This is a genomic window from Streptomyces violaceus, assembly GCF_036014075.1.
Classification (GTDB): Bacteria; Actinomycetota; Actinomycetes; order Streptomycetales; family Streptomycetaceae; genus Streptomyces; species Streptomyces violaceus.
Genome location: NZ_CP107911.1, coordinates 1258035 through 1281112 on the forward strand (window position 1 = coordinate 1258035; position 23078 = coordinate 1281112).

At 71.7% G+C, this 23078-nt stretch carries 18 protein-coding genes; 8 read left to right on the top strand and 10 right to left on the bottom strand.

Annotation, left to right across the window (positions count from 1 at the left end):
* The first annotated feature begins 195 nt into the window (after positions 1–195).
* The gene (locus OG542_RS05670; protein ID WP_328408746.1) at positions 196–1719 is read left to right on the top strand and encodes a M1 family metallopeptidase; all 1524 of its coding nucleotides are present in this window, start codon (positions 196–198) and stop codon (positions 1717–1719) included.
* Between the two features lie 97 nt (positions 1720–1816).
* Entirely contained in the window at positions 1817–2704 is an 888-nt protein-coding gene (locus OG542_RS05675) for an arginase family protein (protein WP_328408749.1), read from the top strand.
* 168 nt (positions 2705–2872) lie between these two features.
* On the opposite strand, the gene OG542_RS05680 is transcribed toward OG542_RS05675, so the two are convergent.
* Positions 2873–4339: an amino acid permease gene (locus tag OG542_RS05680; protein ID WP_328408751.1), complete on the bottom strand. Its 1467-nt coding sequence runs from the start codon at positions 4337–4339 to the stop codon at positions 2873–2875.
* A gap of 269 nt (positions 4340–4608) precedes the next feature.
* On the opposite strand from OG542_RS05680, the gene OG542_RS05685 reads away from it, so the two are divergent.
* Positions 4609–5325, top strand: a complete 717-nt coding sequence (locus tag OG542_RS05685) for a MerR family transcriptional regulator (protein WP_311128801.1) — start codon at positions 4609–4611, stop codon at positions 5323–5325.
* Here OG542_RS05685 and OG542_RS05690 read toward each other — a convergent pair.
* The 4 genes from OG542_RS05690 to OG542_RS05705 form a co-directional block, all read right to left on the bottom strand.
* Positions 5311–7497 (bottom strand): 3-hydroxyacyl-CoA dehydrogenase NAD-binding domain-containing protein, encoded by a 2187-nt coding sequence (locus tag OG542_RS05690; protein WP_328408753.1) that lies wholly within the window; start codon positions 7495–7497, stop codon positions 5311–5313. The genes OG542_RS05685 and OG542_RS05690 overlap by 15 nt on opposite strands.
* 35 nt (positions 7498–7532) lie before the next feature.
* The gene (locus OG542_RS05695) at positions 7533–8747 is read right to left on the bottom strand and encodes an acetyl-CoA C-acetyltransferase (RefSeq protein WP_328408755.1); all 1215 of its coding nucleotides are present in this window, start codon (positions 8745–8747) and stop codon (positions 7533–7535) included.
* Between the two features lie 11 nt (positions 8748–8758).
* A complete protein-coding gene (locus OG542_RS05700; protein WP_328408757.1) occupies positions 8759–9904 on the bottom strand; it encodes a CaiB/BaiF CoA transferase family protein in 1146 nt (381 codons plus the stop codon).
* A 111-nt stretch (positions 9905–10015) separates the two neighbouring features.
* Positions 10016–10396 (bottom strand): MmcQ/YjbR family DNA-binding protein, encoded by a 381-nt coding sequence (locus tag OG542_RS05705; protein WP_328408759.1) that lies wholly within the window; start codon positions 10394–10396, stop codon positions 10016–10018.
* A gap of 92 nt (positions 10397–10488) precedes the next feature.
* Here OG542_RS05705 and OG542_RS05710 point away from each other — a divergent pair, with 92 nt between their 5' ends.
* Positions 10489–11667 carry a saccharopine dehydrogenase family protein gene (locus OG542_RS05710; RefSeq protein ID WP_328408761.1) on the top strand — a complete coding sequence of 393 codons (1179 nt, stop codon included), beginning with the start codon at positions 10489–10491 and terminating at the stop codon, positions 11665–11667.
* A 22-nt stretch (positions 11668–11689) separates the two neighbouring features.
* Here OG542_RS05710 and mmpA read toward each other — a convergent pair whose 3' ends face one another.
* From mmpA to OG542_RS05730, 4 genes are all read right to left on the bottom strand, one after another.
* Positions 11690–11836 (bottom strand): morphogenic membrane protein MmpA, encoded by a 147-nt coding sequence (gene mmpA / locus OG542_RS05715; protein WP_261684247.1) that lies wholly within the window; start codon positions 11834–11836, stop codon positions 11690–11692.
* A gap of 103 nt (positions 11837–11939) precedes the next feature.
* On the bottom strand, positions 11940–12632 hold the full coding sequence (locus tag OG542_RS05720; RefSeq protein ID WP_328408764.1) for an endonuclease V: 693 nt from the start codon (positions 12630–12632) through the stop codon (positions 11940–11942).
* A gap of 74 nt (positions 12633–12706) precedes the next feature.
* Entirely contained in the window at positions 12707–13030 is a 324-nt protein-coding gene (locus tag OG542_RS05725; protein ID WP_311128794.1) for a plasmid stabilization protein, read from the bottom strand.
* 70 nt (positions 13031–13100) lie between these two features.
* Positions 13101–14183: a WD40/YVTN/BNR-like repeat-containing protein gene (locus OG542_RS05730; protein ID WP_328408767.1), complete on the bottom strand. Its 1083-nt coding sequence runs from the start codon at positions 14181–14183 to the stop codon at positions 13101–13103.
* 265 nt (positions 14184–14448) lie between these two features.
* Here OG542_RS05730 and ssgD point away from each other — a divergent pair, with 265 nt between their 5' ends.
* A complete protein-coding gene (gene ssgD, locus OG542_RS05735; RefSeq protein ID WP_184588159.1) occupies positions 14449–14865 on the top strand; it encodes a spore wall synthesis regulator SsgD in 417 nt (138 codons plus the stop codon).
* Positions 14866–14956: 91 nt separating this feature from the next.
* On the opposite strand, the gene OG542_RS05740 is transcribed toward ssgD, so the two are convergent.
* Entirely contained in the window at positions 14957–15610 is a 654-nt protein-coding gene (locus OG542_RS05740) for a GOLPH3/VPS74 family protein (protein ID WP_328408771.1), read from the bottom strand.
* 292 nt (positions 15611–15902) lie between these two features.
* Here OG542_RS05740 and OG542_RS05745 point away from each other — a divergent pair, with 292 nt between their 5' ends.
* The 3 genes from OG542_RS05745 to OG542_RS05755 all read left to right on the top strand — a co-directional run bounded on the left by OG542_RS05745 (position 15903) and on the right by OG542_RS05755 (position 22356).
* Positions 15903–17528, top strand: a complete 1626-nt coding sequence (locus OG542_RS05745; protein WP_328408773.1) for an ABC-F family ATP-binding cassette domain-containing protein — start codon at positions 15903–15905, stop codon at positions 17526–17528.
* Between the two features lie 10 nt (positions 17529–17538).
* Positions 17539–19845: an excinuclease ABC subunit UvrA gene (locus OG542_RS05750; RefSeq protein WP_328408775.1), complete on the top strand. Its 2307-nt coding sequence runs from the start codon at positions 17539–17541 to the stop codon at positions 19843–19845.
* A gap of 126 nt (positions 19846–19971) precedes the next feature.
* Positions 19972–22356, top strand: coding sequence for an Orn/Lys/Arg family decarboxylase (locus OG542_RS05755; protein WP_328408777.1), 2385 nt, complete (start codon positions 19972–19974; stop codon positions 22354–22356).
* Positions 22357–23078 lie beyond the last annotated feature (722 nt).

Sequence of the window (23078 nt, forward strand, 5' to 3'; positions counted from 1 at the left end):
GGACGCTACATCGGTGAACTCCTGTTCAGAAGAGGGCAGCTGACGGACCGGCGTGTCCGGAAGGGGCCCGAGGGGCGGGTGTCTCATGTCGGCGGAATGGCGATCGTGTGACAGCAGGGACCATGGACATGACTGGTGACACGGGGAGTCAATAGGCTCCGTACAGACTTCGGGACCTACGACTTGGAGCCTTGCGTGCACCGCAGAATCATCGCGCCGGGAGCCCTGGCAGCGGCCGTTCTCCTGCTGGCGATCCCGGCATCGGCCGCGCCCCACTCCCCCGGCGCGCCGGGTATCGGTGACCCCTACTACCCGGCCTACGGGAACGGCGGATACGACGTCTCCCACTACGACCTCCGGCTGAAGTACCAGCCGGCCACGGACGAACTGGAGGGCACGGCGACCCTCGTGGCCCGCACCACGCAGGAGCTGTCGAGGTTCAACCTGGACTTCCTGCTGGACGTCAGCGAGGTGCGTGTCAACGGCGCGAAGGCCTCGTTCACGACGTCGGGCGAACACGAACTGGAGATCACGCCGAAGACACCACTGGCCAAGGGCACGCCCGTCACGGTCGTCGTGCGCTACCGCGGGGTGCCGTCGTCGAAGCAGGCCTACGGTTTCACCAGCTGGCACCGCACTCCGGACGGCGGTGTCGCGGCGAACGAGCCCGAGGCGGCGGCGTGGTGGTTCCCCAGTAACGACCACCCGCTCGACAAGGCCACCTACGACGTGTCCGTACTGGTGCCGGACGGCACGCAGGCCATCTCCAACGGCACGCTCCAGTCGACGAGTTCACGCCTCGGCTGGACCCGCTGGAACTGGCGCTCGAACAAGCCGCAGGCCACGTACCTCGCCACGCTCGCGGTCGGGAAGTTCGACATCACGACGGGCACGACGGAGAGCGGCATTCCGGTCCTCAACGCCTACAGCAAGGACCTGGGCGACCACGCCGGCGCCGCACGGGCGAGCATCGAACGGACCGGGGAGATCGCGGACTGGCTGGCCGGGTACTTCGGGCCGTACCCCTACAACGCGCTCGGCGGCTATGTGCCGAACACCACCACGGGGTACGCGCTGGAGACGCAGACCCGGCCGTACTACAGCCCGCGGCAGTTCGCGAACGGGACGAACGTGTCCCTCGTCGTCCACGAGATCGCCCACCAGTGGTACGGGGACGACGTGTCCCTCATGCGCTGGAAGGACATCTGGATCAACGAGGGGTTCGCCCGGTACGCGCAGTGGCTGTGGTCCGAGCACGAGGGCGAGGGCACGGCGCAGGAACTCGCCGACCACGTGTACGCCTCGCATCCGGCGGACGACTCGTTCTGGACGGTGAAGCCCGGGGACCCGGGTCCGGAGAACCAGTTCGACGCGGCGGTCTACGACCGGGGCGCGCTGGCCGTCCAGGCGCTGCGCAACGAGATCGGTGACGAGGCGTTCTTCGCGATCCTCAAGGGCTGGCCGCGGAAGTACGCCCATGGCAACGCGTCGGTCGCCGACTTCCGGCGCTACGCCGAGGAGGTGTCCGGGAAGCCCCTGGCCGCGCTGTTCGACACGTGGCTGTTTCAGGCGTCCAAGCCGACGTCGGCGGCGGCCCGGACCGCGTCCGTCGCGAAGGCCGGCGGGACGGTGTCGCAGCCGAGGTCGTGGAAGAAGATCGCCGCCACCAACGGGGTGCACGAGCACGGGGAGCACGGGAACGGGGAGCACGTGCGCTGACGCGCCTCCTCCCGCACGGCGGTCTACGGTGGGCCCATGCGCGTCCGGCGTATGGGCCCGGGCGGCGCGTCGGCCGGTGGGTGAAGGGAGCCGGGGCGTGCGTGACGTGGCGATCGTCGAGGCACCGTCCGTGCTGGGGCTGCGGCCGACCGGCGTCGAGGAACTGCCGGAGGCGCTGCTCGCGGCTGGGCTGGCCGAGGGCCTGGGCGCGGTGCGGGCGGGCCGGGTGGAGCCGCTCGCGTACGACCCGGAGCGGGATCCGGACACCGGGGTTCTCAACCCGGACGGCATCGCCGCATACTCCGTCGCCCTGGCCGATGCCGTCTCCGCCGTCCTCGACGACGGCCGGTTCCCGGTGGTGCTGGGCGGCGACTGCAGCGTGCTCCTCGGCAACCTGCTCGCGTTGCGCCGCCGGGACCGGCACGGGCTGCTCTTCCTCGACGGGCACACCGACTTCTACCAGCCGTCGGCGGAACCGGCCGGTGAGGCGGCCTCCATGGAACTCGCCCTGGCCACCGGGCGCGGCCCGCGTGTCCTGGCCGACCTGGAGGGCCGGGGCCCCCTGGTGCGGGACGAGGACGTCGTCGCCCTGGGGTTCCGGGACACGGAGGAGTCCGCGGCGTACGGCATGCAGCCGCTGCCGTCCGCGCTGCACGCGATGGAGCTCGACACCGTGCGTGCCCTGGGGGCGGCCGAGTCGGTCCGGCGCGCGGTCGGGCTGCTGACCGGCGACGGCGCGGGCGCCGGGTACTGGATCCACCTCGACGTCGACGTGCTGGACGACGCGGTCATGCCCGCCGTCGACTACCGGCTGCCGGGCGGACTGTCCTGGCAGGAGCTGGAGACCGTCCTGCGCACGGCACTGTCCGGCGACGGAGCCGTGGGCCTCGACGTCGCGATCTTCAACCCCCGGCTGGATCCCGACGGATCGATCGCGCAGCGGCTGACCGAGTGTCTGCTGGGGAGCTTCGACGGGCAGGGCTGAGCCGGTCCGAGCCGCGTCGCCTCGGTCCCCGTGGTCGTACACCGTCACCCGTATCCCCTGTCGCACCAGGCGAGCCCTTCACCGACGGAACGGTGGCGTCACCCCGGACATACCTGATCCCGGCATGACGCCACCGTGGACGCGGCCACTGACAAGGGCCCCCGCCTGCTACTTCGTGAGCTGTGACAGCTCCTGGTCGGCCGTCGCGGACACCCGGCGGCGGATGCCGAACCAGCCCGCGACCAGCATGGCCGCGATCAGCGGGACGAGCAGGAGCGTCTTGCGGCCGACCTCGGGGTCGTTCCACATCATGCCGAGGCAGGCCAGCAGGAAGACGATCGTGGTGATCTCCGTGAACGGGCTGCCGGGGAGACGGAAGGAGGGGCGATCGACGAGGCCCTCCTTGGCGCGGCGGACGAAGACCAGGTGGCAGATCATGATGATCACCCAGGTGCTGATGATGCCGAGGGAGGCGATGTTCAGCACGATCTCGAAGGCCTGTGCCGGCACGAGGTAGTTCAGGCCGACGCCGAGCACACACACCGCGCAGGTCAGCAGGATGCCGCCGTAGGGGACCTGGCTGCGGTTCATGCGGGCGGTGAACTTCGGCGCGGAACCGGCCATCGCCATGGAGCGCAGGATGCGGCCCGTGGAGTACAGGCCCGAGTTCAGCGAGGACATGGCGGCCGTCAGGACGACCAGGTTCATCACGTCGCCCGCCGCGGGGATGCCGATCTTCGACAGGACCGTGACGAAGGGGCTCTGGTCGGCCGAGTAGACCGAACCGGGCAGGAGCAGGGCCAGCAGGACGACCGAGCCGACGTAGAAGAGCCCGACCCGCCACATGATCGAGTTCACCGCGCGCGGGACGACCTTCTCCGGCTCTGCGGTCTCACCCGCTGCGACACCGACCAGCTCCAGCGCGGCGTACGCGAAGATCACGCCCTGCATGACCAGGACGACGGGCATCATGCCGTGCGGGAAGACGCCGCCGTTGTCCGTGATCACGCTCAATCCCGGCGTCTGGCCGCCCACCTTGTGCTGTGTGGCGAGCAGGAAGATGCCGATGAGCATGAAGCCGACGAGCGTGGCGACCTTGATGATCGAGAACCAGAACTCCATCTCGCCGAAGATCTTCACCGAGATCAGGTTCACGGCCAGCACGACCGCGAGGGCGGCCAGCGCGAGTACCCACTGCGGGATGTCGGTGAACAGGCTCCAGTAGTGCGTGTAGAGCGCGATCGCGGTGATGTCGGCGATGCCGGTGGTCGACCAGTTCAGGAAGTACATCCAGCCGGCGACATAGGCGCCCTTCTCGCCGAGGAACTCGCGCGCGTACGAGACGAAGGAGCCCGAGGACGGACGGTAGAGCACGAGTTCGCCGAGGGCCTTCACGACGAAGAAGGCGAAGACGCCGCACACCAGGTAGGCGATCGCCAGCGCGGGGCCCGCGTTGTGCAGCCGCCCGCCGGCGCCCAGGAAGAGTCCGGTGCCGATCGCGCCGCCGATGGCGATCATGTTGACGTGGCGGGCTTTGAGGTCCTTGCTGTAGCCGGCGTCGCCCGCGTCCGCGGGCACCTGGGCCGCATCGGTACGCGGCGTCGCCGCAGCCGTGTTGACGGCGTCCTTGCTCACGGGTGGTTCCACTCTCTGGATCACCCCGGACGTCGTGGGCCCGGGGTCCGTACAGTGCGATGGTCCGCACCACCCTTGTGACGCGGCGCGGACCAAGGCTGCACCTTCCCACACCGGTCTGCTCGCATTCGGTGACGGGCGTCACACAGCGTCACTTCTCACAAGGTCCACCAGGAACAGGCACAGTGACTACCGGCTGTTCACTTCACGGTCATGCGGGGATGCCACCGAGGTTTCACAGCACTGGTGAGACAGCGATACTGCTGCACATGACGACCGACGCCGAGGAGCCGACCCTCACGATCGACGAGCTGGCCGCCCGGGGCGGTGTCACGGTGCGCACGGTCCGCTTCTACGGCACGAAGGGGCTGCTGCCGCCGCCGGTGCTCGGCCCCCGGCGGGTGGGGCACTACGGGCGGGAGCACCTGGCCCGGCTGGCGCTGATCGAGGAGTTGCAGCGGCAGGGCATGACGCTGGCGGGCATCGAGCGCTATCTGCGGCAACTGCCGCCGGACCTGAGCGCGCACGACCTCGCCATCCACCGGGCCGTGGTGGCCTCCTGGGCGCCGGACACCGTCGAGACGCTCACGCTCGGGGAGCTGGAGCGGCGGGCCGGACGGCCGCTCGGCGCCGAGGACGTCGAGCGGCTGGTCGCGATGGGCGTGGTCCGGCCCGGGGACGGCGGGTACGAAGCCGACCTCGGTCTGCTCCGGCTGGGTGCCGGGCTGCTGGACGTGCCGCTCTCCCCGGAGGCGATCTTCGCGGCGCGCAAGGTTCTCATCGAACACACGCGCGCCGCGGCCCGTGAACTCTCCCAGCTCTTCCGGGGCGAGGTGGCGGAGCGTGACGCCCGGGACGTGCGGTCCCTGTCGGCGCACATGCACCCCTTGGTGGTGCAGGCGCTCCTCACGGCCTTTCAGCGGTCGCTGAAGGAAGAGCTGGGCGAGTGGCTCACGGAACCTCCGGAAGAGTCAGCTCCGGGCTGAGTCGCTGAACCGCTCCCCCTTCTCCGCCTTGTCCACCAGCAGCGCGGGCGGTGTGAACCGGTCGCCGTAGCGCTCGGCGAGTTCACGCGCGCGTGCCACGAATCCGGGCAGGCCTCCCTCGTAGCCGTTGATGTACTGGAGCACGCCGCCGGTCCAGCCCGGGAAGCCGATGCCGAAGATCGAGCCGATGTTGGCGTCGGCGACCGAGGTCAGCACGCCCTCCTCCAGCAACCGGACGGTGTCCAGCGCCTCGGAGAAGAGCATGCGCTCCTTCATGTCCTCGAACGGGATCTGATAGCCGGGCTTGGTGTAGTGCTCGCGCAGTCCCGGCCACAGCCCGGCGCGCTTGCCGTCGTCGCCGTAGTCGTAGAAGCCGGCGCCGCCGCTGCGGCCCGTGCGGCCGAACTCGTCGACCATGCGGTCGATGACGGCCTCGGCGGGGTGGGCCGTCCAGGTGCCGCCCGCCTCCTCGACGGCGCGCTTCGTCTCGCCCCTGATCTTGCGGGGCAGCGTCAGCGTCAGCTCGTCCATCAGGGACAGCACCTTGGCCGGGTAGCCGGCCTGGGCTGCGGCCTGCTCGACCGACGCGGGCTCGATGCCCTCGCCGACCATGGCGACGCCCTCGTTGATGAAGTGCCCGATGACGCGGGAGGTGAAGAAGCCGCGCGAGTCGTTGACGACGATCGGCGTCTTGTTGATCTGGCGGACCAGGTCGAAGGCGCGGGCCAGGGCCTCTTCGCTCGTGCGCTCGCCCTTGATGATCTCGACCAGCGGCATCTTGTCGACCGGCGAGAAGAAGTGCAGTCCGATGAAGTCGGTCTGGCGCTCGACGCCCTCGGCGAGTGCGGTGATGGGGAGGGTGGAGGTGTTGGAGCAGAGCAGCGCGTCGGGCGCGACGACGTTCTGGATCTCCTGGAACACCTTGTGCTTGAGGGAGGTGTCCTCGAAGACGGCCTCGATGACGGCGTCGCAGCCGGCCAGGTCCTGCGCCTCGGCGGTGGGCGTGATGCGGGCGAGCAGCGCGTCCGCCTTCTGCTGGGTCGTACGGCCCTTGGAGACGGCCTTGGCGCACAGCTTCTCGGAGTAGCCCTTGCCCTTGAGGGCCGACTCCAGGGAGACGTCCTTCAGGACGACGTCGATGCCGGCGCGGGCGCAGGAGTAGGCGATGCCCGCGCCCATCATTCCGGCGCCGAGGACGGCGACCTTGCGGACCTTGCGGGGCTCGACGCCCTTGGGGCGGTTGGCGCCGGAGTTGACGGCCTGGAGGTCGAAGAAGAAGGCCTGGATCATGTTCTTCGAGGTCTGCCCGGCCGCGAGGTCCACGAAGTAGCGGGCCTCGATGACCTGGGCGGTCTCGAAGTCGACCTGGGCGCCCTCGACGGCGGCGGCGAGGATGTTGCGCGGCGCCGGATAGGGGGCACCGCCCGTCTGCTTGCGCAGGGTGGCCGGGAAGGCGGGCAGGTTCGCGGCGAACTTGGGGTTGGCGGGCGTGCCGCCCGGGATCCGGTAGCCCGGCTTGTCCCAGGGCTGCCGCGACTCCGGGTTGGCGTCGATGAAGGCGCGGGCCTTGGCGAGCAGGTCCTCCTGGGTTTCGGCCACGTCGTCGACGAGGCCGTTCTCCTGGGCGCGGCGCGGGCTGTACTGGGTGCCCTGGAGGAGGACCTTCAGCAGGGCGTCGGCGATGCCCAGCAGCCGGACGGTGCGGACGACGCCGCCGCCTCCGGGGAGCAGGCCGAGGGTGACCTCGGGGCAGCCGATCTTCGAGCCGGGCGCGTCGAGCGCGACGCGGTGATGGCAGGCCAGGGCGATCTCGTAACCGCCGCCCAGGGCCGCGCCGTTGAGCGCGGCGACGACGGGCTTGCCGAGGGTCTCGATGCGGCGCAGGTTCCGCTTGATCGCCATGCCGCCGTCGAACAGCTCCTGAGCCGTCTCGGGGGTGACGCGGATCAGGTCGCGCAGGTCGCCGCCGGCGAAGAAGGTCTTCTTGGCGGAGGTGATGATGACGCCCCGGATGGAGTCCTTCTCGGCCTCCAAGCGGTCGGTGACGGCCGCGAGCGAGTCGCGGAACGCCTGGTTCATGGTGTTCGCCGACTGGTTCGGGTCGTCGATGACGAGGGTGACGAGGCCGGTGCGGTCCTGTTCCCAGCGGATGGTCGTGGACTCAGTGCTCATGGGGAGATGCTCCGTAGTGATCCGTTGGGAGGTGGTCAGATGCGCTCGACGATCGTGGCGACGCCCATGCCGCCGCCCACGCACAGCGTGGCGAGGCCGTAGCGCTTGTCCTGGCGCTCCAGTTCGTCGACGAGCGTGCCGAGGATCATCGCGCCGGTCGCGCCGAGGGGGTGGCCGAGCGCGATCGCGCCGCCGTTGACGTTGACCTTGTCCAGGGACAGGCCCATGTCCTTCACGAAGCGCAGCACGACCGCCGCGAACGCCTCGTTGATCTCGACGAGGTCGATGTCGTCGATGGTCAGCCCGGCCTTGGCGAGGGCCTTGCGGGTGGCGGGGGCGGGGCCGGTGAGCATGATGGTGGGCTCGGAGCCGGACACGGCGGCGGAGACGATCCGCGCACGCGGCGTGAGGCCGTAGCGCTCGCCGACCTCCTTGGAGCCGATCGCGACGAGCGAGGCGCCGTCCACGATGCCGGAGGAGTTGCCCGCGTGGTGGACGTGGTCGATCTTCTCCACCCAGTGGTACTGCTGGAGCGCGACCGCGTCGAAGCCGCCGAGTTCGCCGATGTCCGCGAAGGACGGCTTGAGCTTGGCCAGGGAGTCGGCGGTGGTGCCGGGGCGCGGGAACTCGTCGTGGTCGAGGACGACGAGGCCGCTGCGGTCCCTCACCGGGACGACGGACCTCTCGAAGCGGCCGTCCTTCGTGGCGGTGGCCGCCCGCTCCTGGGAGAGGGCCGCGTACTCGTCGACGTCCCGCCGGCTGAAGCCCTCGATGGTGGCGATGAGGTCGGCGCCGATGCCCTGCGGCACGAAGTTGACGTCGAGGTTGGTCATCGGGTCGTTGAACCAGGCACCGCCGTCGGAGGCCATCGGCACCCGGGACATCGACTCCACACCGCCGGCGAGGACGAGGTCCTCCCAGCCCGAACGCACCTTGGCCGCGGCCAGGTTGACGGCCTCCAGGCCCGAGGCACAGAAGCGGTTCTCCTGCACACCGGCCACCGTGTCGGGCAGGCCCGCCGCGATGGCGGCGATCCGGGCGATGTCCGAGCCCTGGTCGCCGACCGGGCCGACGACGCCGAGCACGATGTCGTCGACGGCGGCCGGGTCGAGGTCCGGGAAGCGGGCGCGGATCTCGTGGATGAGTCCGACGACCAGGTCGATGGGCTTGGTGCCGTGCAGGGAGCCGCCGGCCTTGCCGCGCCCGCGCGGGGTGCGGATCGCGTCGTACACGTACGCTTCGGTGCTCACGAGGAGGCCTTTCACTGAGGGTTTCGGGGCGCTGTGAGGAGCCCGGGGACGTCCCAGTCCCGGGCGACGTCCGCCGTGTCGGCACCCGGCCGCGCCGGGCCGGTGCGGACGGAGGTCGGGGTCGCGGAGAAACGGGGGGCCGGGGCGGGCTGGGTGATGCCGCCGTGGTCGGTGAAGGTGCCGCGGGCGGCGAGATGCGGGTGGTGCGGGGCCTCGCGCAGGGAGAGGACGGGCGCCACGCACGCGTCGGAGCCCGCGAAGACGGCCGTCCACTCGTCCCTCGTCCGGGTCTTGAAGCGGACCGCGATCTGTTCCCGCAGTTCACCCCACCGGGTGACGTCCTTGCGTGCCGTGGCCTGGTCCTCGATGCCGAGGAGGGTCAGGAACTCCTCGTAGAACCGCGGCTCCAGCGCGCCGACGGCCATGTGCCGGCCGTCGGCCGTCTCGTACGTCCCGTAGTATGGGCAGCCGCCGTCCAGGAGGTTGGCGCCGCGGCGGTCCTGCCAGCCGCCGGCGGCGAGCATGCCGTGGATCATCGTGGCGAGGTGGGCGGTGCCGTCGACGATGGCGGCGTCGACGACCTGGCCGGTGCCGGTAGCGCGCGCGTGGTTCAGGGCGGCGAGGACGCCGACGACGAGGTACAGGGAGCCGCCCGCGTAGTCGCCGAGCAGGTTGGCCGGGACGGCCGGCGGCTCGTCCGGCCGGCCGATCATGCCGAGCGTGCCGGTCGGGGCGATGTACGCGATGTCGTGCCCGGCGCGCTCGGCGAGCGGGCCGTCCTGCCCCCAGCCGGTCATCCGGCCGTAGACGAGACGCGGGTTGCGGGCGTGACAGGCCTCGGGGCCGACGCCCAGGCGCTCGGCGACACCGGGGCGGTAGCCCTCGACCAGGATGTCGGCGCGTGCGGCCAGGTCGAGCACGTGGTCGGCGCCGGCCGGGGATTTCAGGTCGACGACCACCGAGCGCTTGTTGCGGTTGGTGACGTCGTACGCCGGGTCGATCGCGAGTCCGGGGCCGCCGGGGCGGTCCACGCGCACGACGTCGGCCCCGAGGTCGGCCAGGAGCATGGCGGCGAACGGGCCGGGCCCGATGCCGGCCAGCTCGACGACGCGCACGCCGGTGAGCGGGCCGTGTCCTGGCGTCCTTGCCGTGGTCATCCAGCCCCCAGTGCTGTGACACATCTGATGTAACACCAGTGATGCTAAGAACGCGTCCCGATCGGCACAAGACCTGAAGAGAGCAAGCGCTTAGTAATCTGCCCGACGGAGTCAGTCTCCGTCCAGTTCCGCTATCAGCCGTTTCGGCGCGATCACCCGGTAGCTTTCCTCCACCCAGTCGCAGAGCATCTCCGCGGCCGGGGCGCCCTGCTGCTCCAGGGGGACGCTCACCCAGCCGGCCTTTCCCAGTCCGTAACCGGCGGGCTCGGCGCCGGGGCTGGACAGCGCGTGGGCATGGGCCGTCTCGTCCCTGAGCTTCACCGTCACACCCAGGGGGTAGCTGCCGTCCTGGACGCCGAGGAAGACGAACACCTTCTTGTTGACCTTCGCGACGGACTCGCCCCAGGGGAACTCCTCGACGGCACCCGGCAGCCCCAGCGCGAACTCGCGCACTTTCTCCCACTTCTTCAGGGCATTCCTGGGCACGGCCATCGTCGTTCCTCCGGGCTCGTCGTCGGGCTCCGCACCCCTCACGCTAGCCTCGGCCACCGACAGCGGCACGGGCTGCACGACCGAGGGGTGTCATGAGCAGGCTGAACAGGACGGACCGTCCGTACGACATCGTGCTCTTCGGAGCCACCAGTTTCGCCGGAGCGCTCACCGCGGAGTATCTGGCCGCGCAGGCCCCGGACGGGCTGCGCTGGGCGATCGCGGGCCGCAGCGCGCAGAGGCTGGAGCGGCTGCGCGAGCGGCTGCCGGACGACGCGGAGATGGGCGTGCTGCGGGCGGACGTCTCCGACCCGGCCTCGCTGCGCTCCCTGGCCGAGCAGGCGCGCGTGGTGGCCACGACGGTCGGCCCGTACGTGACGTACGGCGAGGAGCTCGTGGCCGCCTGCGCGGACGCCGGCACCGACTACCTCGACCTCGCGGGCGAGCCGGAGTTCGTGGACCTGATGTACGTCCGGCACGACGCACGCGCGCGGGAGACCGGAGCACGGCTGGTGCACGCCGCCGGCTTCGACTCGATCCCGCACGATCTGGGCGTGTACTTCACCGTGCGGCAGCTGCCCGAGGACGTGCCGTTGACCGTGGACGGCTTCGTGACCGCCGACGCGGCCTTCTCGGGAGGCACCTTCAGCTCGGCCCTGAACCAGTTCGCCCGGCAGCGGGAGATGGCGGCGGCGGTGCGGGACCGGCGGCGGCACGAGCCGCGGCTGGTGGGACGGCGGGTCTCCGCGCCGATGGGCACGCCGCGGTTCGCCAAGGAGGTCGGTGCCTGGGCACTGCCGATGCCGACCATCGACCCGCAGATCGTGCGCCGGTCGGCGGCGGCCCTCGAGCGGTACGGCCCGGACTTCCGCTACCGGCAGTACGCGGCCGTCCGGCACCTGCCCGTCGCGGTGGGCGGGGTCGCGGCCGTCGGCGCGTTGGTCGCTGCGGCCCAGGTGCCGCCCGCACGGCGCTGGTTGTCGGACCGGCTCAAGCCCGGGGACGGACCGAGCCCCGAGAAGCGGGCGAAGAGCTGGTTCTCCCTGCGCTTCGTGGGCGAGGGCGGCGGCCGGCGGGTGTACACGGAGGTCTCGGGCGGCGATCCGGGGTACGACGAGACGGCGAAGATGCTCGCCGAGTCGGCGCTGTGCCTGGCCTTCGACGAACTGCCGAAGACGGCTGGTCAGGTGACCACGGCGGTCGCGATGGGCGACGCGCTGATCGACCGGCTGCGCGCGGCGGGGATCCGCTTCCGCGTCGCGTCGACCCGCTGAGGGGACGCCGAGGGGCTCCGTCCTACATCGGCCACTCGGCGATGGTGTAGATCATGCCGGCGATCCAGGCGAGACCGGCCAGCACGGCGAGGATCAGCCCGACCGTGACGGCCCGCTCGACCGTCTGGGTCGGTCCGGCAACAGGCTTGGGAGCGCGGTGCGTTGTCATGCGCCCCAGCCTGCCGACCGGCGCCACGGCCGGGCATCCGTACAGGTACTCAGAGCCGGTACTCAGATCACACCGGCCGGCCCCGCAGCCGGCGTGTGGCCGGTCAGGCCGGACAGGTGTCCCGCAGGGCCCTGCGGCAGAGGGCGTCCGCTCTGCGGGTGGTTTCCGGGAGGCGGTACTCGGGGGTCAGTGCGAGGGTGTGGGCGCAGGCGACCTCGAGCGTCACGCGGTGGCCGACCGAGACGAAGACCGGCTTGACGGCCTCCCGGGTGCGCAGGGCGCGGCCGACCTCCTCGGAGCCGGCGAGCAGCGGCGAGCTGCTGCCGCGCGGAGTGTCCGGGTCGTCGTAGGCGAAGGTGAAGGGGTTCTTGGCGACGCCGATCGTGGGGAGGCCGGTCAGGACGCCGAGATGACTGGCGAGGCCGAAGCGGCGGGGGTGGGCGAGCCCGTAGCCGTCGCAGACCACCAGGCCGGGCGGGCACGGCAGGGCGTCGAGGGCGGCCAGGACCGTCGGGATCTCCCGGAAGGCGAGCAGTCCGGGCACGTAGGGGAACGGGACGCGGCCCACCGCCGTGGCCTCCGCGACGACCTCGAGACTCGACGCGTCCAGGACGACCGCTGCCGCCGCGACGACGTCGCGTTCGTCGTCGTAGGCCACGTCGACCCCCGTCACATGGCCCGTGCCGGGCGGCGGTCCGGGTTCGTCGAGGATCACGCGCTCGCGCAGTTCGTCCTGGACGGCGCGGGCCTGCTCCTCGGTCGCGGGCCAGTGTTCGGGGATGCGTACGGTCGTCATGGTGGGCCCGAGCCTACGGGCAGCGCGAAGGCCGGCAGGACCAGGGAGTCCTGCCGGCCTCGGGAGTCATGACCTCACTTGCCCAGTGCGCGCTGCAACTGGCTCTTGTTCATGCTGGAGCGGCCGTCGACGCCTCGGCGCTTGGCCTCCTGGTACAGCTGGTCATAGGTGGGGCCCTGAGAACCCTGGCCCGACCGCTGGCCACCGCGCTTGCCCGAGGACATGTCCTTCGTGGAGGTGCGGCTGGCGGTCTTCGACTCGCCGGAGCGGGCGCGTTCCTTGTTCACCGTCCGCGCGGCGATCTCCTTGGCGCGGCCGGTGCTCTCGCCCCGGTCCTGCGCACTGTCCTTGATGTGCTCGTACTGGCGCTCCCGCTTGGAGCTCGAACCTCGTGGCATCACCGCTCACTTCCTTTCACGACCAGTGAACGAGTACCCACACTGCCAACGATCAGGGCAGTCCGCATGCTCAGTGCTCCAGGCGGGCAACCCGGCCCTTCTCGCCGGCGGCCCAGCACCCTCGGTCCGGGGTGCAGTCGACGGTGTCGTAGGAACCGGTGTCGACCGTCCGCCAGGTGCGGCCGCCGTCCGCGGTGAGGTCGGTGCCGGCGGGGCCGACGGCGAGGGCGGCGGTGCGGCTGTGCGGGAGCCAGGCGACGCCGGAGCGGTAGGCGGGCGGGGGTGTGGCGGCGGGGCGCCAGGTGCGGCCGCCGTCGGAGGTGCGCGCGGCGGCCTGCGGGGAGGGCTGGTCGGGGCGGAAGTCACCGCCGACGGCGAGGCCGTGGGTACGGTCGCGGAAGGCCAGCGCGAAGACGCCGCGGGCCGGGTCGCCCGCCGGGAGGGCCGTGTCGGTGGCCGTCCAGGTGTGCCCGCGGTCGGCCGAGTGCAGCACCCGCGCGCGTGCGGCCCCGCCGGTGGCGAGCCAGACGTCCTTCGGCCCGGAGGTGACCAGACACTGGCCGCTCGCCGCGAATCCGGCCTCGCCCTCCTGCGCGGCAGGCATGCCCGCGTCCGGCAGCACCTTCCAGGTACGGCCGCCGTCACCGGTCGACAGGATGCGGAACCTCCCGTCCACCGGGTCGCTCATCGCGAGGCCGTGGCGGGAGTCGAAGAAGGCGAGGCAGTCGTAGAAGGCCTTCGGGTCGGTGTTGCGGAAGGACTCCGTCCAGGTCGCCCCGCCGTCGTCGGTGCGGTACACCCGGGACGCCTCGCCCTCGCCGATGGCCAGGACCACGGCCCGGCGCGCGTCGAACGCCTCGACGTCCCGGAACTGCAACTCCGCCGCGCCCGGGGGCGAGACGTTCCGCCAGGTCGCCCCGCCGTCGGTGGTGCGCAGGACGGTTCCGCCGGTCCCGGCGGCCCAGGCGGTGTTCCGGCTGACGGCGGCGAGGCCGCGGAACCGCACCTCCGGGGTGCCGGTGTCCTTCAGCTCCCAGTGCGGCACCCGGCGCTGCTCGTGCGCCTGTGCCGGTACGGCGGTCAGGGCGGCCAGTGCCGCCGCGCACGCCGCCGCAGCGGTCACCCTGCGCCGTGTTCGTCCCGTCCGTCGCATGCTCCCCAAGCGCCTCATGGCCGGGGAAGCTAGCCCACCGCCCGGACGCCGTCCAGACGGCCTCGCGGACGCGGCGGGTGTTCCGGCGGGCGCCACAAGTGCCCGCCATGGCACATGAGGAGAGTCACGTCACTCTGGTGCATGAACACGGTGACAGAGGTCACTCGCCCTTCGTGTGCACGGATTGGCTGAATCCGGCGTCTCTTCCAATGCCCGGCCGCAATCCGACCGGAAGCCCGTCCAGCCGTCACAAGGGAGCAAGGCGTTGTCCATCGTCATCGAGCAGCCCGTGGAGGCCCGTCTCGTCGCCGCCGCGCCGCGTATGCCGAGCATTCCCGCGACGCTGCACTACGACCGACGTGACCCGTTCGCCGTCCGCATGACCTTCCCCGCCCCGGCCACGCTGGAGGGCGTCGAGGTCTGCTGGACGTTCTCCCGCGAGCTGCTCGCCGCGGGCCTGAAGGAGGCCGAGGGACACGGGGACGTACGGGTGCGGCCCTACGGGTACGACCGCACCGTCCTGGAGTTCCACGCCCCCGAGGGCACCGCCGTCGTGCATGTCCGCTCCAGTGAGGTGCGCCGGTTCCTGGAGGCCACGAGCGAGCTCGTGCCCGTCGGTCTCGAGCACCTGCAGCTGGATCTGGACCACGGCCTGGCGGAGCTGATGCGGGACGCGTGCTGAGTCGACGCCCCCGCTCCAGCAGGGTGTTGACCTCGCCGTAGTCGGGCCCGGTCGCTCCGGGTGGCCGGCAGGAATCCGGCGTGAGCGTGGGTCAGGGCCGGGCGGGCGCCGTCGACTCCGCCGCCACCGCCGTACGCACCTCGCGCACGATCTTCCGCAGCCCGGGCGCCGTCGCCCCGGCACGCTCGGTCAGCTCCTCGACGCGCTGCTGGTGGACGCGGACGTCCTTCTCGGGCAGCAGTTCCGCCGCCGCGGCGAGGGCGACGAGCGCCGCGTCACGCGCGGAGGGCTCGGTGACCAGCGGCGGCCCCTGGAGGACCTGCCGCGTCTCCTCCCGCAGCGCGTCCACGGCGGTGACACGCTCCAGTGCGTAGTCGACGGAGGGGAACACGCCGAGGACCCGCTTCTTCTCCGCCCGCAGATACCCCCCGGCGACGAGCTGCTCCCGCACGGCGTCGAGGGTCACGCGGGCCCGCAGTGTCACCCACGTCCGCCACGAGTGCGGGCACGACTCGTGGACCAGTTCCAGCAACCCGTCGAGGACGGCGTCACCGGCGCGCGCGTCGAGGTCGACCGGCGTGGCGATGCCGTCCTCGTCGGTGAGCAGGCCGCGCTGGGCCAGTTCGGTGAGGGCACCGGCACGCACCAGGCCGGCCAGGTGGCCGGTACCGGCGGCCGTCGGCGGCGCGGAGTCCCAGGCCAGCAGGCAGAGCCGGGCAGGCAGCGAGAGCGGGCCGTCGGTCACGGGGCCTCCTCGGGGCGCTCGGGCCTCACGTTAATTCGTTGACAGGTCCGACGCCCCCTCGTACGTTGTTCAGCGTCCTGTTGCCGCCGATTGGAGAAGGACGTTGCTCGTCTGAGGTCCTGAGACACCGCGTCACACACCTGGGGTGTGTGCGCTGCGTGCGACCTCGGCGATCGAGCCGTCCTCCGGTGCAGGGCTTTCCTCATGCCCGTGGAGTCCCTCCTCCCTGGTCGCAGGTGTCTCGATACGCGTTTGCCCCTGACCGCATCAAGCAACCGCGAAAGAGGCCCGCATGCCTACTTCCATCACTGTCACGTCCCTCTCCTTCACCTGGCCCGACGGCTCCCCCGTCTTCGAGGGCCTGGACGTCGCGTTCGGCCCGGGCCGGACCGGCCTGGTCGGCGCCAACGGGTCCGGGAAGTCGACCCTGTTGAAGCTGATCGCCGGTGAGCTCGCACCGGCCGACGGCTCCGTCCGCGTGGCCGGTGAGGTCGGTTACCTCCCGCAGAACGTCACGCTCGACACCACCCTGCGCGTCGACCAGGCGCTCGGCATCGCCGCTCAGCGGGTTGCGCTGCACGCCATCGAGGCGGGCGACGTGGCCGAGGCGCACTTCGAGACCGTCGGCGACGACTGGGACGTCGAGGAGCGTGCCCTGGCCACCCTGGGCGAACTCGGGCTCGGACACGTCGAGCTGGACCGCACCATCGGCGAGGTCTCGGGTGGCGAGTCGGTCCTGCTGCGACTGGCGGCGCTGCTGCTGCGCCGGCCCGATGTGCTGCTGCTGGACGAGCCGACCAACAACCTCGACCTGTACGCGCGCCGGCGGCTGTACGCGGCCGTCCAGTCCTGGCCGGGTGTGATGGTCGTCGTCAGCCACGACCGTGAACTCCTGGACCTCGTGGACCAGATCGCGGATCTGCGCTCCGGAGAGATCACCTGGTACGGCGGCAACTACTCCGCCTACGAGGAGGCCCTCGCCGTGGAACAGGAGGCGGCCGAGCGCATGGTGCGCGTGGCCGAGTCCGACTTCCGCAAACAGAAGCGCGAACTGGCCGATGCCCAGGTCAAGCTGGCCCGCCGCAAGCGGTACGGGCAGAAGATGTTCGAACAGAAGCGCGAGCCGAAGATCGTCATGGGGGCGCGCAAGCGCGCGGCGCAGGAGTCCGCGGGCAAGCACCGCATCATGCACGAGGAGAAGCTCGCCGAGGCCAGGGAGCGGCTCGACGAGGCGGTGGAGGCCGTACGGGACGACGACGAGATCCGTGTCGACCTGCCGTACACGGCCGTGCCGCCGGGGCGTACCGTCCTCACCCTCCAGGATCTCGGGCTCCGGTACGGCGCCCGCGTGGAGGGCGGCTTCGAGCTGCGCGGTCCCGAGCGGGTCGCGCTGATCGGGCGCAACGGCTCGGGAAAGACCACGCTGCTGCGCACGATCACCGGCGAGCTGGATCCGGAGTCGGGCGACGTGCGGACGCATGTCCCGCTGCGGTTCCTGCCGCAGCGGCTCGACGTTCTCGACGGGGAGCTGACCGTCGCGGAGAACGTGGCCCGGTTCGCGCCGGACGCCACCAACAACCGGATCCGGGCGCGGCTGGCCCGCTTCCTGTTCCGGGGTGCCCGGGCCGACCAGAAGGCGGCGACGCTGTCCGGCGGCGAACGCTTCCGGGCGGCGCTGGCCGCACTGATGCTGGCGGAGCCCGCGCCGCAGCTGCTCATGCTCGACGAGCCGACCAACAACCTCGACATGGCGAGTGTGCGGCAGCTGACCACGGCCCTGGAGTCGTACGAGGGGGCGCTGATCGTGGCCAGTCACGACCTGCCGTTCCTGGAGTCGATCGGCATCACGCGCTGGCTGCGGCTGGAGGACGGAGAACTCAGGGAAATCACGCCAGAGGCTGTCGGGTATTCCGCCTAGCGTCGGCGGCATGACCGACTTCACGCACGATTTCATCACCCTGACCGGAGCACGCGAGAACAACCTCAAGGACGTCACCCTCCGCATCCCGAAAGGCCGGCTGACCGTGTTCACCGGCGTTTCGGGGTCGGGGAAGTCGTCCGTCGTCTTCGACACGATCGCCGTGGAGTCGCAGCGCCAGCTGAACGAGACGTATCCGTGGTTCGTCCGCAACCGGCTGCCCAAGTACGAGCGGCCGCACGCGGACGGTCTTGAGGACCTCTCCCCCGCGATCGTCGTCGACCAGCGGCCGGTCGGCGGCCATTCCCGGTCGACGGTCGGCACCATGACGGACGTCTACTCGGTGATCCGGGTGCTGTTCTCCCGGCACGGCACCCCGAGCGCCGGGCCGGCGACGGCGTACTCGTTCAACGACCCGTCGGGCATGTGCCCCGAGTGCGACGGCCTCGGCCGGACGGTACGGCCCGACTGGGACCGCATCCTGGACCCGGACCGCTCCCTCGCCGACGGGGCGGTCCGCTTCCCGCCGTTCGCCGCCGGGACCTGGCAGGGGCAGGCCTACACGAACAGCGCCGACCTGGACCCGGACAAGCCGGTGGGGCGGTTCACGGCCGCCGAGCGGGAGTTCCTGATGCGCGGGCGGCCCGGCAGCAAGGTCACCGTCAACGGCAGCGGCGGCACCTGGACCACCGAGTACGAGGGGCTGGCCGACCGCTTCGAGCGGCTGTACCTGAAGCGGGACCTGTCGGCGATGAGCCAGAAGACCCGCGACCTGGTCCGGGGGTTCCTGGTGGAGGGCGCCTGCCCGGCCTGCCGGGGAGCCCGGCTCAACGCGGCGGCGCTCGCGACCCGGATCGACGGCCGGTCGATCGCCGACTGCGCACGGATGCAGGTCACCGACCTCATCGCCGTACTGAGGGAGATCGACGACCCGGTGGCCGGGGTGGTCGCGGGGGCGGCGGTGGCCGCGCTGGAGCGGATCGAGACGATCGGGCTCGGCTACCTCAGTCTCGACCGGGAGACGGCGACGCTCAGCGGCGGGGAGGGGCAGCGGCTGAAGACGGTGCGGCACCTCGGCTCCAGCCTGACCGGTATGACGTACATCTTCGACGAGCCGAGTGTCGGCCTGCACCCGCGCGATGTGGGCCGCCTCGGCGATCTGCTGCTGCGGCTGCGCGACAAGGGCAACACCGTGCTGGTCGTCGAGCACGACCCGGACGTGATCGCGCTCGCCGACCATGTGGTGGACATGGGGCCGGGCGCCGGTACCGGGGGCGGCACGGTGGTGTTCGAGGGAACGCCGGGCGAGCTGGCCGCGTCCGGCACGCTCACCGGGCGCTGCCTGCGCACCCGTACGGCGGTCAAGGGCGAGGTGCGCCGGCCCGTCGGAGACCTGTGGGTCAAGGGCGCCGACCGGCACAATCTGCGGGACGTCACCGTACGGTTCCCGGCCGGTGTGCTCACGGCGGTGACCGGGGTCGCCGGGTCGGGAAAGAGCACCCTGGTCGCGGAGTTCACCGCCGCCCACGACGAGGCCGTGGTCGTCGACCAGTCGTCGATCGGGATCTCGGGCCGGTCCACTCCGGCGACCTATCTGGGGATCATGGACACGGTACGGAAGATCTTCGCCCGCGAGACGGGGGCCGAGGCGGGCTTCTTCAGCTTCAACTCGAACGGTGCCTGCGGCACCTGCGAGGGCCGGGGCATCATCTACACCGACCTCGCCTTCATGGACCCGGTGACGACGACCTGCCACGACTGCGAGGGGCGGCGCTTCAGGGACGAGGTGCTGCGGCTCACCGTGCGGGGCAGTTCCATCGCCGACGTCCTGGAGATGACGGCCGAGCAGGCGCTCGGCTTCTTCGACGACACGGGCGTACGGCGCCGGCTGCGCGCCCTGCGGGACGTCGGGCTGACGTATCTGACGCTCGGCCAGCCCCTCTCCACCTTGTCCGGGGGCGAGCGGCAGCGCATCAAGCTGGCCACGCGGCTGCACCGGACGGGCGCGGTCTACGTGCTGGACGAACCGACGACCGGCCTGCACATGGCGGACGTGGAGGGACTCGTCGCCCTGCTGGACCGGCTGGTCGACACGGGCAACACGGTCATCGTCGTCGAGCACAACCTGGACGTGGTCGCCCGGGCCGACTGGGTGATCGACCTCGGCCCGGACGGCGGCAGGAACGGCGGCGAGATCGTCTTCGAGGGGACGCCGCGGCAGCTCCTGGAGGCGGAGGGTTCGTTCACCGGGGAGCATCTGCGGCGGGCGGTGCGGGCCTCGGCGGGCCTGCCTCCGGAGGTCGTTCCCGGGCGTTGACACGTCAAGGTGCGGTCCGCGCATTGGATCGATGGGGTGGTTTGGTCCTCTGGCGGCCGATCACGCGTGCAGGTCCGCGAAGACTGGGGTGCGGGGGTGGCGCGGGGCCGCCGGGAGGGGAGCCACATGGCCGACAACACGGTCTTGGTCGCGGTTGCGGAACATCCGGAGGAGGGGGGCGCCGCCGCCGGGCAGTTGGCGAGGATCGCCGAGGCGATCCGGACGCGCGGCTTACAGGTCCGGTGGGTGGTGGGTGTCGCCGACGCCGAGGCGGTACTCAGGACCGAGGCGGGGCTCGGCGCCGCGCTGGTCGCCTGGGATCTGCCGCCCGGGCCGGGGGCCGAAGGAGAACCCGGCGGTGCGGCGGTGCTGCGCCGGATCGGACGCCGGTTCCAGAACCTGCCGGTGTTCCTGGTGATGGCGGGCGAGGAGCTGCGTGACCTGCCGCTGTGGGTGTCGCAGTCGGTGGTGGGCTACGTGTGGCCGCTGGAGGACACGCCGGCGTTCATCGCGGGGCGGATCACCACGGCCGCGCGCGCCTACCAGGACGCCCTGCTTCCGCCGTTCTTCAAGGCGCTGCGCCGCTTCGACGACGCGCATGAGTACTCGTGGCACACCCCTGCGCACTCCGGCGGTGTCGCCTTCCTGAAGTCGCCCGTCGGCCGGGCGTTCCACGACTACTTCGGGGAGCGGCTGCTGCGCAGCGACCTGTCGATCTCGGTCGAGGAGCTCGGCTCGCTGTTCGAGCACACCGGGCCGATCGGCGAGGCGGAGCGCAACGCGGCGCGGGTCTTCGGCTCCGAGCACACGTACTTCGTGCTGCACGGCGACTCCACCTGCAACCGTCTGGTCGGCCACTTCAGCGTGACTCGCGACGAGATCGCCCTGGTGGACCGCAACTGCCACAAGTCGGTCCTGCACGGCCTGGTGGTCTCCGGCGCCCGGCCGGTGTACCTGGTCCCCACCCGCAACGGCTACGGTCTCGCCGGGCCGCTGCCCCCGGCCGAGATCGCGGCGGACTCGGTGGCGGCGCGGATCGCCGCGAGCCCTCTGACGGCGGATGCCGTGTCGTCGCGCGCCCAGTACGCGGTGTTCACCAACTCCACGTACGACGGGCTGTGTTACGACGCGGTGGCGGCGGCCCGGGCCTTCGCCGCCGGCACGCCCCGGCTGCACTTCGACGAAGCGTGGTTCGCCTATGCCCGCTTCCATCCCCTCTACGCGGGGCGCTACGGCATGTCGGTGGACGAGGAGACCTTCCCCGGACCCGACCGTCCGACGGTCTTCTCGAGCCAGTCGACCCACAAGCTGCTGGCGGCGCTGTCGCAGAGTGCCATGGTGCACGTGAGGCCCGCGCCCCGGGCGCCGGTGGAGCACGACCGGTTCAACGAGGCGTTGATGATGCACGGCACCACCTCGCCGCTGTACCCGATGATCGCCTCGCTGGACGTGGCCACGGCGATGATGGACGGTCCGCAGGGGCAGTGGCTGATCGACGAGGCGGTGACCGAGGCGGTCCGGTTCCGCCAGGAGATGGTACGCCTCGGGCGGCGGATCGAGGCCGCCGGGGACCGGCCGCCCTGGTTCTTCGGCGTATGGCAGCCCGGTGAGGTCACCGATCCGGGCAGCGGCACACGCCTGCCTTTCGACGAGGCACCGGCGGACCTGCTGCGGACCGAGCCGTCCTGCTGGCATCTGGAGCCCGGCGCGGACTGGCACGGCTTCCCCGGGCTGACCGACGGCTACTGCATGCTCGACCCGATCAAGGTCACCCTGACCTGCCCCGGGATCAGCGCGACCGGCGACATGGCGGACTGGGGCATCCCCGCGCGGGTGCTCACCGCGTACCTGGGCACGCGCGGGATCGTCGTGGAGAAGACCGACAGCTACACCACGCTCGTGCTGTTCTCCATGGGCATCACCAAGGGCAAGTGGGGCACGCTGCTGGACGCCCTGATGGACTTCAAGGACCTCTACGACGGTGACGCCCCGCTCGGCCGTGTGCTGCCCGCGCTGGTCGCCGAGCATCCGCGGCGCTACACCGGGCGGACTCTGCGCGAACTCTGCCAGGAGATGCACGACCATCTGCGCGAGGTCCGCCTGGTCGAGCTGCTCGACACCGCCTTCCAGCAGCTCCCGGAGCCCGTCGCCCCGCCCCAGCTGTGCTACCAGCGCCTGATCCGCGGCGGGACGGAACGGATCAGGCTGGCCGACGCGCCCGGACGCGTCGCCGCCGCGATGGTCACCGTCACGCCGCCCGGGATCCCCGTACTCATGCCGGGCGAGAGCGTGGGCGCCCCGGACGGTCCCCTCCTGCGCTACCTCCGCGCCCTGGAGTCCTTCGACCGCCGCTTCCCCGGCTTCGGCAGCGAAACCCACGGAGTCACCCGCGACCCCGACACGGGCGACTACCTGATCGAGTGCCTGCGCCCCGACGGGCCGGAGCGGACCGAGGGCGGGACGACACCGGCACAGCGAAGCGCCCCGGGGGGCGCCAAGCCGGTGGGGTGAGTCCGGGGGCGGCGGGTTGACGGTGGGACGGCGGCTGAGTCCCGTCGCCGTGGGGGGGGTGGACGGCCGGACGGCCGCTGAATCCGGCCGCCGTCGAGGGGGGACGGCCAGACGGCGGCTGAATCCGGCCGCCGTCGAGGGGGGACGGCCAGACGGCGGCTGAATCCGGCCGCCGTCGAGGGTGGACGCCCGGGCAGCGGCAGAGTCCGGAGGCACAGCGAGAGGTTGGCAGTCGGACCGCCGAACTGAGTCCCGAGGGCCGCCGGGGGGCTGGCGGCCTGCGGCAGCGTCCCGACAGCGCCGAGTGCAGGCCCTGGGCTGCAGGGGCGCAGGCCACGTGGGCAGCAGACCGGGCCGGGATCAGCGCTCTCCCGGGCACACCACTGAGGCGCCGGGCCAGGAGCCGCCCGCGTCAGCAGCAGACCGGGCCGGTAATCGGCGCTCGCCCGGACACCCCGCAGATGCGCCGGGCCAGGAGCCGCCCGCGTCGGCGGCAGACCGGGCCGGGATTCGGCACCCGGCCCGCCACCCCGCTGAGGCGCCGGGCCGGGCCGGCTGTCAGCCGGGGCGGGAGGCGGCGCTGCCCTGCTGCCCACCACGGCGTCGGCCACCCCGTCCCTCTGCCCCTCCGCCTCTCCCCTGGGGGTGTCCTCACGCGGGATCGCCCTGCATCATGGTCGGCTGACGCCCGATGCGTTCCGGTCGACCCCGGAGGCCCCGTC